Below are 15926 nucleotides of genomic sequence, written 5' to 3' on the forward strand. Positions count from 1 at the left end.
GGTGTGAAAAATTATGGTATCTCTTGATGAAGCTTTAATTGCCCGTCTTAAGAAAGGTAGTAACCATTTTGAAGTGTTGGTTGACCCGGATGGTGCTCTTGAGTACAGGCAAGGAAATGATGTAAAGCTGGAGACAATTCTTGCTGTTGAAGATATTTTCTCCGATGCAAAGAAAGGAGATCATGCAGCAGAATCCGATATCATTAACAGTTTTGGTACGGATGATGTTTATGAAGTTGCAGGCAACATCATAATGCATGGGGAACTACAGCTTACCCAGGAGCAGAGAAAGCATTTCCTTGAAGAAAAGACAAAGCAGGTTGTAAGCATTATTGCTCATAATGCGCTTAATCCGCAAACGCGTGCACCTCATCCACCAGCCCGTATTAAAACTGCAATGGAAGAAGCAAAAGTACATATTGATCCTCTTAAAAGTGTTGATGAGCAGGTAAAAATTGTGATGAAAGCAATTCGTCCAATAATCCCTATCAGGTTTGAAGAGGTCGATATTAAGGTACAGGTTCCTCCTTCATATGCAGCTAAATCTTACGGTGAAATAGCAAATTTCGGAACCCTTGTAAAAGATAAATGGGAAAATGATGGTTCCTGGACAGCTGTAGTCAGGATGCCCGCAGGATTGCAGAATGATTTTTATGGTCTTATTAACAGGCTCACAAAAGGTGATGCTGAGACTGAGCTCTTATAAGGGGATTTCAGGATGAAACGCAAAATCGTTTATCCCGGTCTGATGCTTTCCGAAAATGAAAAGCAAGCTGGAACAGGTACGTATGTGCAGGACGGCAAAGTATATTCACTGTTCTACGGGGTAGCCAATGATAAGAATCGTGTAACAGTTGTTCCTTTTTCAGGTAAGTACATACCGTCCCCCAGGGATTATGTGATTGGGTATGTAATAGAAGTAACTTCATCAAACTGGATATTTGATATCGGCTCCCCGTATGACGGACTTCTTCATGTATCTGAATATCCCAAAAGGGTGGATAGTTCAATGATGCGAAAAGAAATAGGCATCGGGGACTGTGCGATTTTGCGTATAAAAGATGTTAATACTTCCATGAAAGTAGAACTTTCAATGAAGGATCGAGGTCTTCGCCGTCTGGATGAAGGCAGGATTATAGATGTATCCACTACGAAGGTTCCACGTATCATCGGGCATAATGGATCCATGGTTTCAATGCTCAAAAAGGAATCCAATTGTGACATTTTCATAGGGCAAAACGGAAGGATATGGTTAAAGGGTAAAGATGAAGATATAAACAGGCTGACACAGGCCATAGAGATTATCGAAAATAAATCCCACACATCAGGATTGACCAACCATATTAGTGCTTTCCTGCGTTATGAAGAATCCGATGAAATCGAGGAAAAGGAAAAACCTGTACCATTTACCAGTAGTAAAAAGGACTACACAGAAGACGCTTGCCGAAAAGTAGATATGCTGCTTAGTGATGAAGATGAAAGTTGAGCAGCCCTTTTAATATTTAATATACTGAGCAGGATTTTGGAGAACTTGTAATGAGTGATAAACCGGAACGTTTTATTGATGATGAGGGTCTTCGCCTTGATGGAAGGCGTGTTGATGAGATCCGACCCATGAAAGTAGAGATGGGTGTGCTTTCAAGAGCCGATGGCTCATGTTACCTTGAATGGGGAAATAATAAGGTGCTTGCAGCAGTTTATGGCCCCCGGGAACTGCACCCGAGAAGGATGCAGAAACCCAATGAAGTACTTGTGCGCTACAAGTATAATATGGCCTCTTTTTCTGTGGAAGATAGGATAAGACCGGGCCCAAGCAGAAGAAGTACTGAGATATCCAAAGTCAGTGGAGAAGCTTTTGAACCTGTTGTGATGACACAATATTATCCCGGTGCTGTAATAGATGTATTCGCAGAAGTATTACAGGCCGATGCAGGGACCAGGACCGCTGCTATCAATGCAGCAACACTTGCTCTTGCAGATGCTGGCATACCCATGAAAGGGCTTGTTTCGGCCTGTGCAGTAGGCAAAGTTGATGGGCAGCTTGTTCTTGATCTCAACAAACCAGAAGATAATTATGGTCAGGCTGATCTTCCTGTCGCAATGACCCAGGATGGGGAAATAACTCTTCTCCAGATGGATGGTCACCTTACTCCTGAAGAACTTGAAGAAGGCCTGGAGATGGTTAAAAAAGGCTGCCAGCAAATTCTTGAAATTCAGCGTGAAGCCCTTGTTTCCAGATATGGGAATGAGGATGAAGAAGGCGAAGAAGCTGAAGAGGAAAGTCCAGAAGAAGTCCCTGAACCAGAAGAAGAGGAAGACGAAGAAAGGGATAACTCATTCGACAATGAAGAATCTGAAGCAGAAAACTCGGATGAAAATGATGTAACCGAAGAGGATGAGGGTGAAGAAGATGAGCGGCAGTGAGGTTATTTCCAGACTGAAACGGGATTATATTTACAACCTTATGCTCAAGGGTGAACGTGAAGACGGTCGCCAATTCAATGAGTTAAGGGATATTGCTCTTGAAACAGGTATTATTGATAAGGCAGAAGGCTCTGCAATGGTGCAGTATGGGGATACCCAGGTAATGGTGGGTGTCAAAATGCAGGTTGGTACTCCTTTCCCCGATAGTCCTACAGAAGGAGTTATCATTACCAATATGGAACTTAATCCAATTGCTTCACCTGACTTTGAAGCAGGTCCTCCAAGAGAGAAAGCTATCGAGATGGCCAGGATTGTAGATAGAGGCATAAGGGAATCTGGCGCAATAGATATAAACAAGCTCTGTATTACGGAAGGCGAAGAGGTATGGATGGTTTTCATTGATGTCCATGTTCTGAATAATTCCGGAAATATACTTGATGCCGCATCCCTGGGTGCAATCGCTGCCCTTATGACCACAACAGTACCTTCTGAAAGAGAAGGAAAAGGTGAAGATTACCCCATGCCTGTGCGTGAAATGCCTGTGGGTATATCACTGGTCAAGATTGGTGATGAAATGGTGTTAGATCCCACTTATGGTGAAGAATCAGTATGTGAAACAAGAATTACCATATCCTCTAATCAGGACGGTTCCATTTGTTCAATGCAAAAAAGTGGTTCAGGTAGTTTGACACCGGCACAAGTTGTTAAGGCAAGTAAGATCGCGAAGGAAAAAGGCGAGATTATACGAGAAAAGTATTTATTGGAAATATGAGTAACAGGGTTTTTAGATCATACCATCCAAGGAGACAATTATCATGGCAAAAAAGTATTCAAAAAAGGGAAGGGTTTCCCGTTCAGCAGGAAGGTACGGTACCAGGTACGGTCGTAAGGATCGTAAACTTGTTGGAGATATCGAAGAACGGACACATATGCCACATACCTGTGTGAAATGTGACAGACCTACTGTAAAAAGGGTCGGTACAGGTATCTGGGAATGCAGGAAATGTGGCCACACCTTTGCAGGTGGTACATACACCCCATCCACTTCTGTGGGCAAAACGATATCCAGAACCGTTAAGAAAGCAGTCGAACAGGTTGAGTAATAGATATGGATTATAAATGTACCCGGTGTAAAAGAGCAGTTGAAATTGACTACCAGTACACTGGAATACGCTGTCCTTATTGTGGGAATCGTATTCTTGTAAAAGGAAGACCTACCACTATAAAGACATTGAAAGCAGAGTGAGAGGATGTTAATTTCCTCATCACGCTCTCCTTCACCTCCAACCCGTACCCTTTGTAAATATCTTGCATCTTTTTTTAACTGCGAGTATGTCACACGGGGTAAAAGTGGTTTGGAGGATATACTGTATGGTATGGATGCTGAAACCCTGCTTATTGTAGGGCAATATCATGGCAATCCTGCCAGTATGACATTTTTGGATAGTGAAGGGCAACAGCAATTATCCATATGGATGAATGTTGTATTTTATGACAAGCCCAAAAAATCCTCTTCAAAGGACAGTATGCCGTCCATTAAAGGCAGTGGTAAACTGGCAGGATTCCTCGCTGATTTATTACCTGAGGGTAATAATAACTCCAGGTGTTCTATTCAGGTAGCTGATGACCTAATGAGCTTTTATTGTAATGGCAATAATCTATTCAATCTAAAGATAAAGGGGTTCAAGACAACGGATGATTAAGTATGGATTCATCTTCAGAAACAATCATTGAAACTCCGGATGCCCTTAAATTGTACCTGTCTGTAAAACCAGAATTGGATAGATTGGTTACAGATCGTTCATCAATAGAAATAGATGTCAAAGACTATCAGTTGATAATGAAAGTTACATCAGATGACCTAATATCGATGAGGTCCACATTGAATACCTGGTATAGGCTTATCAAAGTAGCATCTGAAATGGTCACTCTGACATCACTAAATTAATTTCCACCCTGTTTTATGCATACTTTTAATATCCATATCCAGTGAAAAACTTTAAATCTAGTCTTGTTCAAATTTAATCTGGAGGTATTTTATGGCTCTTAAAACATGTAAGAAAAACAGTGAGAGACCTCTTTGTTTATGGGTTCGTGCCTGCAAAAAATTCAATAAAATAGCAAAGCAGCAGGATTATTACGAGGGAAGTCGCCTATCAAATGAAGAAGACAAAGTTTAATTTAGATTGGCCCATGCGTTTAAAGGTAATGAAATTCGAATTTCATTCATATTTATCTCTGGCCTTTGTTTGGGCTTTTCTTATAATTTCCCTGACCGGAATTCCGCTAATTTTTGAGACTTCTTTACAATCATCATATTCTGCTGAGATATGTAATATGCCACTGTCTGGTGTAATCAAGTATTGATTCGAGAGTCTCTTTTACTTTGTTTCCATCGGCGCCGAGTGAAATCAATGAACCTATAATCATATCTCCGGCAGCACCGGAGAACGGATCGAACAGTAGAATTTTCATGATGATCGGCCTTGTTAATTCTCAATAACTACTGAATCAGTCTGTTCTCGTGCATCAGCAACCGTATTTGCGATCCTGCCTGCGAATGAGCCGGCAACAAAACCTGCATCGATGTTAACAACAGACAGAACCGAGCATGACTGTAGCATTGAATACAGGGCAGCTTCACCCTGCCCCTCTTCCATATCCGGTGGATACAGGCAGGCCTATTACAGGTACATCAAAAAGGCTCTATACCACGGTTGGTAATGTTACCCTCCCGGCCGGCGGCAACTCCCACATCATTTATCTTCACAGTCTCACATCCCATCTCCGCTGCCGTCATCCGTGCTTCTTCTGCAACATTGATATCAGCAGTACCGGCTGAAATTATAGCCACAACACCTCCGGTCTTTATGATGGGTGTCCCGTCATGCACAGCTGCAGTCCTGTGATGGATTCCCCAATCTATCCGTTCACTGCCAAATTCATTATTCATGCATGAGGTTTGATCTTCATTAAGGCGGGTTATAAGGACACGACCTGTAGCCTTAATCTGGGCTTTTGCAATTTCCAGAATATCTTCCGGTGTTTTTCCTTCTGCAAGTACTGCTTCCATGATGCCTGTCCTGTGTTTCCTGAAGGTATCGATGTTGGCGACATTACATACAGGAACATAACCCAGGGACCGGATACAGGCCTGGGTGTCATCAATTCCGACTTCACCGTTTTTGTATTTTTGAAGAAGATTTTTGAGATTCATTGCTGACCTCTCTATCCTGTAATGAATTATATATTACAATATAATTCATATATTTGGCTATCTATTATAGTTGTAATTATCCCTTATAGGGACAACAGGAGAAATAATCATGGAAAACCCGGCGGGAGACAAACCACAAATCGATGATACTGCCTGGATTGCTGACAGTGCCGTTGTAATGGGAAATGTGAGGATAGAAGCAGATGTCCTTGTAGCACCAAATGCTGTAATACGGGCAGATGAACCGGGTGCATCTATTGTTATCGGAAAAGGATGTAATATTCAGGACAATGTGGTTCTTCATGGCGTTGAAGGGTCTAAAGTTTTTATCGATGAAGATACCTCACTGGCTCATGGGTGTATCGTACATGGACCATGCCAGTTGGGCAAAAGATGTTTCATAGGTTTTGGTGCGGTAGTATTTGACAGTGTCCTTGAAGATGATGTGGTGGTACTCCATAATGCTACGGTACAGGGTGTCCATCTACCGGCATCCAAAAGTGTGCCTGTAGGTCGCACTGTGCTGAGCGAGAAAGATGTCACAGAATTGCCATTGGTCGATCAGGGTCTAATGGATTTTAAACACAAAGTTTCCAGTGTGAACCTGGAGCTTGTTGAAGGTTATCGTAAGATGGATAGTGACTGAGCAAAAAATATGGAAGGTTAATTCCCTTCTATAAAGTAATTTGGACTTTAAGAATTGATTTTTTCAAGGACTTCATTAACCTGTTCCTGTTTGAGATCCAGATCCTTGTTCTTCTTGATGCCAAGTTCGGTTATGATTACGTGTTCATTTACATCGATCCCGGCATTTTTCAGGGTTTTCTTCGCACAGTTTAGCGGGCATCCATCAATAGCCACGATCTCATCAACTCCTTCTGCTGATTTCATAAGGCCTGCAATACGGCCACCGATGCCTACTGTACACATCATGTTTCCCTTGCCATTTTTGGTCATTTCTATTGCTGCCTGATTTGCCAGCTGGCCTACGTTGGAACCTCCCGAACAGGGGAATATTCCTACTACTGAAGAACAACAACAGTTATTATCGGTCATATTTTCCCTCTGGTTATTGTATCCATTCCTTTACATCATCGACTGAAGGAATCTTGCCTGCAATCTTTACATCACCATCTACAACGACTGCGGGTGTTACCATTACACCATAATCCATAATACTGTTTATATCTTCAACTTTTGTGATCTCGGCTTCAATCCCAGCTTCACTTACTGCCTTTTCGACAACTTCAAAGGTCTTCTTGCACTTTGCACATCCGGTTCCAAGAATTTCTATTTTCATTTGATTTTCTCCTGTCATTTTCCTATCAGTTAGTTTTCTTATTTGTTTACGCCTGCATTTTCCAGTATTGCTATAAGTTCATCACAGTGGGGCATTCTTTCTCTTATTTTGTCCGTTACACTTTCCATATCGTATTCCAGCCTGTATACTTTGAAATCCATCGAATCGGTATCCAATACCGCACAGGATGCCCGGGGTATGCCATCCCGTGGTTGTCCTGCTGATCCGGGATTTACAATGGTAATATTTCCAACATTCCTTGTCATTGGAATGTGGGAATGGCCGACCACCAGCATATCCGCTTCAACTCCTTTCAGCATTTCCTGTACTTCTGCATCAGGTGTTTGTGGTTTTATATACTCATAAAAGGATCTGGGACTTCCATGTGTAAATAATACACTGCCTCCTCTGTATTCTTTTTTAATTTTCGCAGGAAGATTCTTCAGGAAATCCAGCTGGCTATCATCCAGCTGATCTTTTGTGTAATCCCTGGTGGCAATTGAAAGATGCTTGATTTCATAACTGCAGCCACAATCAATTCCTGTTGCAACTGCACTATCGTGGTTTCCCTTTATAACGGGAATATTGTTTTCCATCATGAAATCGATTACCTCTCTGGGTGATGGGCCATAATCAACCAGGTCCCCCAGACAGATAACCTCGTCATGGGGAATTTCCATTGCAGCTTCCAGGGCTTTCATATTCCCATGTATATCCGAAATCACAAGGAGTCTCATATTTTACCTCTTTATACAAAATAAAGGCCGAATATAAAGCCGGCGATTGATGCAACTGCTACTATCAAAGCTATGTAAAGGGAAGTTTTTTTTGCTCCCATTATCCTGCTGATTACGATCATATTCGGAAGACTCAGTGCCGGGCCTGCAAGCAACATTGCCAGGGCCGGCCCTCTTCCCATTCCAAGTTCTGTAAGGGCGCTGATTATAGGCACTTCTGTCAGGGTGGAGAAATACATCAATGCTGCGGCAACCGATGCTATGAAACTTGCACCGAATGATGCTCCTCCAACCACTGCAGCCACATATTCTGCCGGGAGCAGTTCCACCATAATACCTGCAAAGAAAACACCAAGCAAAAGGAGAGGTGCTATTTGTTTAACCAGGAACCATGTCTCTGCCATCCAGTCTTTCAATTCCTCTTTACGGAACCAGTTGAATGACAGGAATACTGTTATAATAACAAGCACAGTTTCCACGGCTAGCAGCAAAATCCATTCTGTAAGTATCTCCGGAACAATGAGGATTGCCAGAAGGAGGAGGAAAAGATATGCACTGTGAGCATGCCTTTCTTCACCAAAATTTTTTATTCCTTCCTTTTTTTCCCTGTGGCGCTCGAATACTGCCGCCATTGTAAGTCCAATAGCGATTGACAGAATGATTGCAATTACAGCTCTTGCCACTCCCAGGTCATATCCCAGGATTTTTGCGGTGTAGACAATTGCCAGGATATTTATTGCCGGTGCCGAGAACAGGAAGGTAGTTGCAGGCCCGATTCCTGCACCTCTGCGATAGATTCCTGCAAAAAGCGGAAGTACAGTACAGCTGCATACTGCAAGTAGGCAGCCTGAAACTGCAGCAACGGGGTAGGAAATGTATTTTGGGGTCTCATTGCCAAAGAATCTCAGTACAGATTCTTTGGAAAAAAGGGATGCTATAGCTCCGGCCAGGAAAAAGGCCGGCACCAGACATAGCAGTACATGTAGTGCCAGATACTCCTGTACAGATCCCAGTCCTACGATAGCAAGGTGATAAATTAATGATTGGTCAGGCATTGTGCAACCTCTATTTCAATATTAATTGAAACTATGGTATATATACCTGTCCATTTCAATTTGTGTTGAAACACTTCATATGCCTGTGTAATAGAGTCCTCTGGAATATACCTTTGAGTCCGGAATGTTTTTTTTACCTTTTCCATCCAGAATCTTCTTAAACTCAGAAACGACAATTGCTACTTTCCGATGACTTTCCTGTGGAAATTCTAAATGAAGAACATCTATACCGGTATTCTTCATGTCATCTATATTATTCAACATATTGATGACATGGGAATCATAGATCACAGTTCTATTTCTCCACCTTTTAACGGGGTACCTGTCTGTCTTTTTGTGCTGCAGGAAAGCATTGCTATCTTCATCATAGAAGCCTTTATCCACAATAGGTTTGAGCAGGTCATGTTCGGTAACAAGTAATTGTTGCCTGCCGTATGCTATAGCCTCAAATTGGATAGTATTATCTGACGCCTGCACAATATTCTGCATTTCTTCAAGCGTAAGTTCCGGGGAAAGGATTATACGTGATGCACCATTTTCCTGCAACACATTTGCCGTAAGGGAATTGAAAACAGTGAAGTTTTTCAGTGCAACACATTTAATTTTCATTTGGTGTACCAAACGGAGTGTTCCCGGCTCACCACAGCCGATAGTATATCCTCTTGTTTTTATTTTTCCAAGGATGCCTGTCCATTCTTCGAGTTCATTCTCATGAATAATAGCAGGCAAAGTGAATACTATTTCAATATTATTCATTTTAATTTTTTGAGCAAGGTCTTTGTTACTCTCGACTTTGTCGAATAGATCCGCAGGGATATATATGATGTCTGCTCCGCTGTAAGCAGCAGTTTTTGCTCCCTCTATATCTGCTACTTCTACAGATAGGAGTAATTTACGTGGAATTTTGTTTTCGGGTTTGTGTCTGGATGCTGGTAATTCTGGGTTTTTGGGCTGGCGGTGGAATTTTTCCAGTTGTTTCTCCTGAAGTTTCTCCACCACGCTGCGACGGGCCCGGGTAAGTTCCCCGAGGGGGATAAAGATATCTTCCTGGCCTTTCAACTCAATTTCATCTGCGATATAGGGAGTGTCTCCCAGTCTTTTTATTATGTCAGTAATCTGTTCTACAGAAGTAGGGGCGTTTTTTGGCTTCTGTACTAGATAATCGGACACATGAAGCACCTCCATATCTCCTGCAGAAGCAGTAATTTCCAGTTGCCTGTCGATATTTGCACGTATCTGGAAATTCACAGGTACCTTTTTAACATCCCTTTCACTCATTTCTTCCAGAAGGGAAACGTCTGTATTCAGGTAAACATCGTCTCCGGTTTTTACAGATTTTACCGTTTTAGGACTGATATGTATGTAGGGAATACTCCCCTTTTCTGCTATCTCAACGTCCCCGCCGTCAACTGTGAGTTTCTCAACCTTTGACCCAAGCATCCGTTGTCTGGTATGGATACTGATCCCATCATTGACTTCAAGTGTCTGGTTTAATTTCACTTTAATGGATGCAGCGTTTTTACTTCTCTTTACCCGGCGTATATTACCCAAAAATGCCCCATAACTGGAGCTGTATTCGGGGTGGGTCACGTTCCTGTCACCCAGTACAAAACCACGGGTAAAACCTCTGTAAAATAGCTTTGCCAGGTCATTCTCCCTTTCCTGCAACCAGCTGGAATCGGGTCTTTTATCCTGGCAGATTATCTCTGCAGCTTCTTTGTATATTTCAGAACTGGCGGTCACATATTCAGCTCTTTTCATACGTCCTTCAATCTTGAGACTTTTAATACCTGTGTTGATAAGTTCATCCAAACCTGGCAGAGTGCAGAGTTCAGCACAACTTATAGGGGATACACCGCCAATATGATGGTTCATGTTCCTGCCATTGATGAACAGCTCGAATTCCCATCTGCAAGGCTGGGCACATGCACCCCGGTTTGCACTCCGGTTGGCAGCAAAGCTGCTAAAGAGACACTGTCCGGAGTAAGAATAACAAAGAGCACCATGTGCAAAAATTTCGATATCCATATCGGTGCTATCAATGATGTGTTTCAATTCTGCAGTGTCAAGTTCCCTTGCTACGATTATTCTTGATAGGCCAAGTTTTTCCAGAAATTTGACAGTTTCAGTGTTATTGGTATTGAGCTGGGTGCTCCCATGTATGGGTAGGTCAGGATAGTTATTCCTGATCAGGTCTATAAATCCGAAATCCCTCATAATAACCGCGTCAATTCCAGCTGCATAGGCGCGGTCTATGACATCAATCGCATCCTGGAGTTCCGTTTCTTTCACCGGCACATTGAATGCCAGATATACTGAAATTCCATGCAGATGTGCAAGGTCGATGGCATTTTCCATCTCTTCGGGTGTAAAATTGGATGCACCCTGGCGGGCATTGAATTCTCCAACCCCCAGATATATAGCATCAGCTCCTCCCTTGATAGCACCCAGCAGTGCATCATAATTTCCGACAGGCGATAGTATTTCCGGAGGATTAATTTTTTCAGGATATTTGGCCATAGTTTTAGAGTTTCCGTTGCAGTTTGTCTTTTTATGCAACAGAACAGTACAAGTTATATGAATGCTTCGAGCGATTTACTTTCTTTTTTGAGCCATCCACCCGACAACAGGAGGCAGCCAGCAGAGATTTGCTACAATTGTTTCAAAGGCGGTGAAAGTCTGTGTTGTCGGGCTGAATCCGAGGATACGGGCTGAAAGCAATCCCAATGGTACCAGCAGGATTACAGCAATACTGGTAAGCATCACAGGATGGTGTATGTATCGATATATTCCTGCAGACCATGAACCTTCGATTCGTTTGAGATACACCAGTCCGGAAATATTGGCACCGATCTGATCACTAAGAGCATAAAAATAAGGAATGTAGAATCCCTGTATTCCATATACATCAACTCCTGCCATTCGGCTTGCAGCATCTATTATCCAGGGGATTGTGATACCAAAAAATTTACCCCAACCGTATGCCTGAGCCATTGATCCAGCTGCACCTTCCAGATGTTGCCTGATGGAATACAAACCTTCGAGTATTGATTCTCCCTCGCCTGCAAGAGTCCTTACAATCCACTGGCCAAAGGGATTGGTCTGGTAGCCCTGAATATCAAGAAATATACCGGCAATCAAACCTAAAATATAACCAGGAAAAGTATAACGAAGTAATTCATCGAAACCTTCACCCTCAAGTTCTTCCTCTTTCTTTTCCATACTTTATCTTCCTCGGGCGATTACAAATGTAATACATCGAAGGCATTTATATTAAATAGTTGTAATGCAATACAGAAGGGCTGTTATTCCTCTAATAAATGTTACAATTATCTGAAGGCAATAAGGTGATTCGGTCAATACTTGATAATGATATGTACAAGCTGACCATGCAGATGGCAGTACTTGAGCTTTTTCCTGAAGCACAGGCAGAATATCGCTTCATAAACCGTGGAGACCAACGTTTCAACCCCCGGTTCAAGGAAGAACTTGAATATATAGTCCGAGAAGAAATTCCCAAATTACGCCTTCTGGATGAAGAAAGGTACTGGCTGGGAAAGAATTGTCCTTTTTTCAAGCATACCTATCTTGACCACCTACAAAATTACCGCTTTAATCCCGATGAGGTTGAAATATTCCTGACGGATGACAATAATCTTGATATAAGTATCAAAGGCCCCTGGCATAGTACCATTCTCTGGGAAATCGTGCTCATGGCTACGGTTTCCGAACTTTATTTTGAGACAATTGAAAATAACTGGGCTGATGACTTTCTTTCAAAGGCTGATCTCCTGGACAAATATGGAGATATGATAAAAGAAGTATCCGACAAACTTGATAATGCCGGATGTGTACTCAGTGAATTCGGAACTCGCCGTCGTCGCAGTTTTGAACTTCATGATAGGGTCGTGGAAACCTTAAGTCGATCCCGCAGTTTTGCAGGTACAAGTAATGTATATCTTGCAATGAAACATGGAACCCGGCCGATAGGTACTATAGGCCATGAATGGATTATGGGTAATTCTGCCCTTGTGGGTTTGCGCAATGCAAACAAATTTGCCTTCGAGAACTGGGTCAAAGTTTATGATGGCAGGCTCGGCATTGCCCTTGCGGATACCTATGGGTATGACGCTTTCTTCAACAACTTTGATGGTCGCCTGTCACGTCTTTATGATGGTATCAGGCATGATAGTGGTGACCCCTATACTTTCATTGACCAGGCAGTTCAACATTACAAAGCTCTTGGGATTGATCCGTCCCAGAAGATGGTGGTATTCAGTAATTCCCTTCAGGCCGAAGATGCAATCAGGATACAGGAATATTGTAAGGATAAAATCAAATGCAGTTTCGGCATAGGTACAAGCCTGACCAATAATTCAGGGTTTTTCCGGGAGAATCCTCCCTTGAATATTGTGATCAAGTTGCATAAAATCAATGGTATTCCTGTTGTCAAACTCAGCGATTCAGAGGAAAAAGTAACAGGCGACAGGGATGCTGTAAGGGTGGCCAACTATATATTCGGCACTAAAGGACTTGATGAGGAATAAAGATCAATTCTTTTTTGTGATTGTCTCGGTCTCAAAAATGTTTTTAAGGTCCTTAACGTCCAATTCTATATCAAATTCCTTTAACTTAAAGAATTTCTTGGCACGCATATCATCTTCTTCCAGACGAAGATCGCTTTCAACAATATCGGCCTTCTCAAGGCGTTTCAGGTGAAGATACAGTACCTGTCTGGAAACATCGAGTTCTTTGGCAAGCTCATATACATACCATTCCCTGTCTGCAAGCATACATATAAGTTTCAGTCGCAGAGGATGCGATAGAGCTTCGCCAAGGCTGACAATCCCCTGGAGTTTTTTTTGCATGGGTTGTACCCTTTATACTAATGTTTTAAACAAATTAGATTTCGTCAAGTTTGTCCTTGATTTCTTCAACTATCTTTTTTGTGTCCCTTACTTCATTTTCCAGCCTGTTCAAACGTTCTATGTCTGCTGTTTTCTGGCTTTCACAATTTATGGCACCACTGCGTGTTAAAAGCACGACAACAGCACCAACTACAAGCAGGATAAGAAGTAAGTTTAGTATCATTCCCCATACCGAAAACCCTGTGCCATACATCATATTTCCATACATCATGTTATCATGTCACCCATGTAAAAGATTCATTTGTCCAATTTTTGTAATGCTTATATGCTTATTAAATAAGGACTGAAGGTAAATAAATATGAGCTTTTAATCCCAAAGGACTGCGGTAGGGATTGTATTCTTTATACTCTTTTGATGAATAAGGTCAGACTTCATCAAATTTATCTTTTAATCCTTCAATCATCCTTTTTGTATCTTTGACTTCGGTTTCCAGCCTGTTTAAACGCTCCTTGTCTGCTTTATTCTGGTTCTCAGAATTTATATTTTCATTGCGTGGCATATTATGGCTACCACAACACATTGTGCCACCTCGGTTCAAGAGTGAAACAACGAAGCCTATGACTAGTAAGATCAGGAGGAAATTTAGTATCATTCCCCATATGGAAAAACCTGTGCCATACATCATATTACTGTGTCACCTCTGTAAAAAAGGAGGATTAACGGTAGCCCATGCAGCCACCGGCTCCTCTCTGGTACCTGTAGTTGTCCCGATATTCATAGGATTCCTGCGGTGCATAGGCCGAAAAATCCTCGATTACATCTTCTGTTATTGAATCTACGCGTCCCTGTTTAATAGTATTTTCATCAATGTAGTTGATTTCCCACCAGCGTCCCATCTGATAGACGTTTTCATCGTTTACATCGATGCCAGTAGTTTCTTCAAAAAGTGAGATTGCTTTATCTTCGGTAATCACTGATGTTGCATCCTCAGCTGAATAACTTCCGTTGGCATTATATCCCTGTCCATAGCCATAGTTGCAGTAATAACCTGCTCCACTGCCATCTACATAACCGCTGTTTCGGGAGTCTCCCAGTACATATTCGCCACTAGCCCAGTGAGCTGAAACGGTCCCTATCAGCATTATGCCGATAAGAATGGTGCCTGCAAGCACTATAATTGTTTTATTTTCCATTTCCATCACCTTTTCTGTTGTATACATGTGTAATGTATTTATTACACATATAGATGTGTACTTACATATATTTATAGTTAACGATTGTGAATGGTCTTGCCACAATAGACTGAGAGGCAAAAAGCAAAATTTGCTATTCATTCAAATTAAAATGAGGTGATCTAATGTATAGATGCCACTTCGATTCAAGAGATAAATAAGGTATAAAGATTTCAGCCAAACATCTCATGAGATGCTTCTATCATATCATGCAACCTTTCTACAGGGATACCCATTATCATTTCATCTTCTGCAACATTGGCATACTTTCGACTTCCGCCACATCCCAGGGATGCACTTATGTGTCCATCCTTATAAGGCTGGACTACCCCGTCAGCACAAAGACTCTGGATTCCTGCAAAACTTGCATTAACACGACCACCGAAACGGTGCAAAAGGGCCTGTGAGAGTTGCATTGCCTTTTTAGGTGTATCGATAACAAGTACCACATCCGGAATGAAGCTCACCCTGTCCAGAGGGCCATATAGTACTGCTTTCGTAGAACCCTCTTTTAAGGTTGGAACCTGTTGCATAGTACGTCTTGCGGAGTTGATTGTTTTATACCGGTTCAGATTGTAATAGACATCCCCGTTGGCAAGTTTGGGTGCCATTTCCTGTAGTCCCATGACAGCTGCACCGCCTTTGCATTTCTGGTCATCCACCAGGGCATAGAATTCGCTTTCCTCTTTGCGAACTTTGTCTACCATCTGGCAGTGTCTCATTTTTTCTTCAATTTTATTGATACCTTCAGGTACTTCATGAGTGTCTGGCACAAGCGCAACAGCTACTGGTGGATATTTGAGTTTTAATAGGTCTTTCAATTCTTTTCCCATCTGGTTTATTTCTTCAATTTTCATTTTTTGTATTCCTTGTTTGTTAAATGTGAAGATATTATGTTCATGGCACATTACTGCTTAATATATAAGTTTTGCATTTTTATTGGACAACTGTTCCTTGCCTAATAAGAGACATGAATATGAAAATAATTAATGTCAGTACTTAGCTAATTTTGAGCACCTGAACTTAACAACACCTCCCGATAGCTTTATATGTGGCGAGAACGCCGCCATATGTCATTTCCACCATCCAATT

General features: G+C 41.9%; 25 protein-coding genes. 11 read left to right on the plus strand and 14 right to left on the minus strand.

The window, feature by feature from the left end:
• Window positions 1-13 precede the first annotated feature (13 nt).
• From CI957_RS01790 to CI957_RS10560, 9 genes are all read left to right on the plus strand, one after another.
• The gene (locus CI957_RS01790) at window positions 14-706 is read left to right on the plus strand and encodes a ribosome assembly factor SBDS (protein ID WP_096711332.1); all 693 of its coding nucleotides are present in this window, start codon (window positions 14-16) and stop codon (window positions 704-706) included.
• Window positions 707-718: 12 nt separating this feature from the next.
• Complete coding sequence (rrp4, locus tag CI957_RS01795; protein WP_096711331.1) at window positions 719-1486, plus strand: exosome complex RNA-binding protein Rrp4; 768 nt, start codon at window positions 719-721, stop codon at window positions 1484-1486.
• A 50-nt stretch (window positions 1487-1536) separates the two neighbouring features.
• On the plus strand, window positions 1537-2424 hold the full coding sequence (gene rrp41 / locus CI957_RS01800) for an exosome complex exonuclease Rrp41 (RefSeq protein WP_096711330.1): 888 nt from the start codon (window positions 1537-1539) through the stop codon (window positions 2422-2424).
• Window positions 2402-3196, plus strand: a complete 795-nt coding sequence (rrp42, locus tag CI957_RS01805) for an exosome complex protein Rrp42 (protein WP_096711608.1) — start codon at window positions 2402-2404, stop codon at window positions 3194-3196. Before rrp41 ends, rrp42 begins: the two co-directional genes overlap by 23 nt.
• 43 nt (window positions 3197-3239) lie before the next feature.
• Window positions 3240-3527 carry a 50S ribosomal protein L37ae gene (locus tag CI957_RS01810; RefSeq protein ID WP_013037264.1) on the plus strand — a complete coding sequence of 96 codons (288 nt, stop codon included), beginning with the start codon at window positions 3240-3242 and terminating at the stop codon, window positions 3525-3527.
• A gap of 5 nt (window positions 3528-3532) precedes the next feature.
• Window positions 3533-3670 carry a DNA-directed RNA polymerase subunit P gene (locus tag CI957_RS01815; RefSeq protein ID WP_013037265.1) on the plus strand — a complete coding sequence of 46 codons (138 nt, stop codon included), beginning with the start codon at window positions 3533-3535 and terminating at the stop codon, window positions 3668-3670.
• Window positions 3671-3674: 4 nt separating this feature from the next.
• Complete coding sequence (locus tag CI957_RS01820) at window positions 3675-4127, plus strand: rRNA maturation protein (protein ID WP_096711329.1); 453 nt, start codon at window positions 3675-3677, stop codon at window positions 4125-4127.
• 2 nt (window positions 4128-4129) lie between these two features.
• Complete coding sequence (locus tag CI957_RS01825; RefSeq protein WP_096711328.1) at window positions 4130-4372, plus strand: KEOPS complex subunit Pcc1; 243 nt, start codon at window positions 4130-4132, stop codon at window positions 4370-4372.
• A gap of 91 nt (window positions 4373-4463) precedes the next feature.
• Entirely contained in the window at window positions 4464-4604 is a 141-nt protein-coding gene (locus tag CI957_RS10560; RefSeq protein WP_164908998.1) for a hypothetical protein, read from the plus strand.
• 133 nt (window positions 4605-4737) lie between these two features.
• Here CI957_RS10560 and larC read toward each other — a convergent pair whose 3' ends face one another.
• Genes larC through CI957_RS01840 form a run of 3 tightly spaced genes read right to left on the minus strand, consistent with a single transcriptional unit; the run spans window position 4738 to window position 5641 of the window.
• Complete coding sequence (gene larC / locus CI957_RS01835) at window positions 4738-4899, minus strand: nickel insertion protein (RefSeq protein WP_123151355.1); 162 nt, start codon at window positions 4897-4899, stop codon at window positions 4738-4740.
• Between the two features lie 14 nt (window positions 4900-4913).
• Window positions 4914-5084 carry a hypothetical protein gene (locus tag CI957_RS11150; RefSeq protein WP_341539126.1) on the minus strand — a complete coding sequence of 57 codons (171 nt, stop codon included), beginning with the start codon at window positions 5082-5084 and terminating at the stop codon, window positions 4914-4916.
• 35 nt (window positions 5085-5119) lie between these two features.
• Window positions 5120-5641: a hypothetical protein gene (locus CI957_RS01840; RefSeq protein WP_341539125.1), complete on the minus strand. Its 522-nt coding sequence runs from the start codon at window positions 5639-5641 to the stop codon at window positions 5120-5122.
• Window positions 5642-5750: 109 nt separating this feature from the next.
• Between CI957_RS01840 and CI957_RS01845 the strand changes: the two genes are divergently transcribed.
• Window positions 5751-6287, plus strand: a complete 537-nt coding sequence (locus CI957_RS01845; protein WP_096711327.1) for a carbonate dehydratase — start codon at window positions 5751-5753, stop codon at window positions 6285-6287.
• 47 nt (window positions 6288-6334) lie between these two features.
• Here CI957_RS01845 and CI957_RS01850 read toward each other — a convergent pair whose 3' ends face one another.
• From CI957_RS01850 to CI957_RS01875, 6 genes are all read right to left on the minus strand, one after another.
• A complete protein-coding gene (locus tag CI957_RS01850) occupies window positions 6335-6697 on the minus strand; it encodes a putative zinc-binding protein (RefSeq protein WP_096711326.1) in 363 nt (120 codons plus the stop codon).
• Window positions 6698-6710: 13 nt separating this feature from the next.
• Window positions 6711-6941: a thioredoxin family protein gene (locus CI957_RS01855; protein WP_096711325.1), complete on the minus strand. Its 231-nt coding sequence runs from the start codon at window positions 6939-6941 to the stop codon at window positions 6711-6713.
• A 38-nt stretch (window positions 6942-6979) separates the two neighbouring features.
• Window positions 6980-7678 (minus strand): metallophosphoesterase, encoded by a 699-nt coding sequence (locus CI957_RS01860; protein WP_096711324.1) that lies wholly within the window; start codon window positions 7676-7678, stop codon window positions 6980-6982.
• An 11-nt stretch (window positions 7679-7689) separates the two neighbouring features.
• Window positions 7690-8733 (minus strand): permease, encoded by a 1044-nt coding sequence (locus tag CI957_RS01865; RefSeq protein ID WP_096711323.1) that lies wholly within the window; start codon window positions 8731-8733, stop codon window positions 7690-7692.
• Window positions 8734-8808: 75 nt separating this feature from the next.
• Window positions 8809-11253, minus strand: coding sequence for a DUF3656 domain-containing protein (locus CI957_RS01870; RefSeq protein WP_128754103.1), 2445 nt, complete (start codon window positions 11251-11253; stop codon window positions 8809-8811).
• A gap of 75 nt (window positions 11254-11328) precedes the next feature.
• Window positions 11329-11955: a hypothetical protein gene (locus CI957_RS01875; protein WP_096711321.1), complete on the minus strand. Its 627-nt coding sequence runs from the start codon at window positions 11953-11955 to the stop codon at window positions 11329-11331.
• Between the two features lie 125 nt (window positions 11956-12080).
• Here CI957_RS01875 and pncB point away from each other — a divergent pair, with 125 nt between their 5' ends.
• Window positions 12081-13280 (plus strand): nicotinate phosphoribosyltransferase, encoded by a 1200-nt coding sequence (pncB, locus tag CI957_RS01880; protein WP_164908999.1) that lies wholly within the window; start codon window positions 12081-12083, stop codon window positions 13278-13280.
• Window positions 13281-13283: 3 nt separating this feature from the next.
• On the opposite strand, the gene CI957_RS01885 is transcribed toward pncB, so the two are convergent.
• The 5 genes from CI957_RS01885 to CI957_RS01905 form a co-directional block, all read right to left on the minus strand.
• Window positions 13284-13601 carry a winged helix-turn-helix domain-containing protein gene (locus tag CI957_RS01885; protein WP_096711319.1) on the minus strand — a complete coding sequence of 106 codons (318 nt, stop codon included), beginning with the start codon at window positions 13599-13601 and terminating at the stop codon, window positions 13284-13286.
• 34 nt (window positions 13602-13635) lie between these two features.
• A complete protein-coding gene (locus tag CI957_RS01890) occupies window positions 13636-13872 on the minus strand; it encodes a hypothetical protein (RefSeq protein WP_233564800.1) in 237 nt (78 codons plus the stop codon).
• Window positions 13873-14026: 154 nt separating this feature from the next.
• Window positions 14027-14161: a hypothetical protein gene (locus CI957_RS11035; RefSeq protein ID WP_277749677.1), complete on the minus strand. Its 135-nt coding sequence runs from the start codon at window positions 14159-14161 to the stop codon at window positions 14027-14029.
• A 157-nt stretch (window positions 14162-14318) separates the two neighbouring features.
• Complete coding sequence (locus tag CI957_RS01900) at window positions 14319-14822, minus strand: hypothetical protein (protein ID WP_132130883.1); 504 nt, start codon at window positions 14820-14822, stop codon at window positions 14319-14321.
• Window positions 14823-15007: 185 nt separating this feature from the next.
• Window positions 15008-15691, minus strand: a complete 684-nt coding sequence (locus CI957_RS01905; protein WP_096711316.1) for a DUF169 domain-containing protein — start codon at window positions 15689-15691, stop codon at window positions 15008-15010.
• Window positions 15692-15926 lie beyond the last annotated feature (235 nt).

The sequence above is a fragment of the Methanohalophilus sp. WG1-DM genome (genome assembly GCF_004104135.1).
Classification (GTDB): Archaea; Halobacteriota; Methanosarcinia; order Methanosarcinales; family Methanosarcinaceae; genus Methanohalophilus; species Methanohalophilus euhalobius.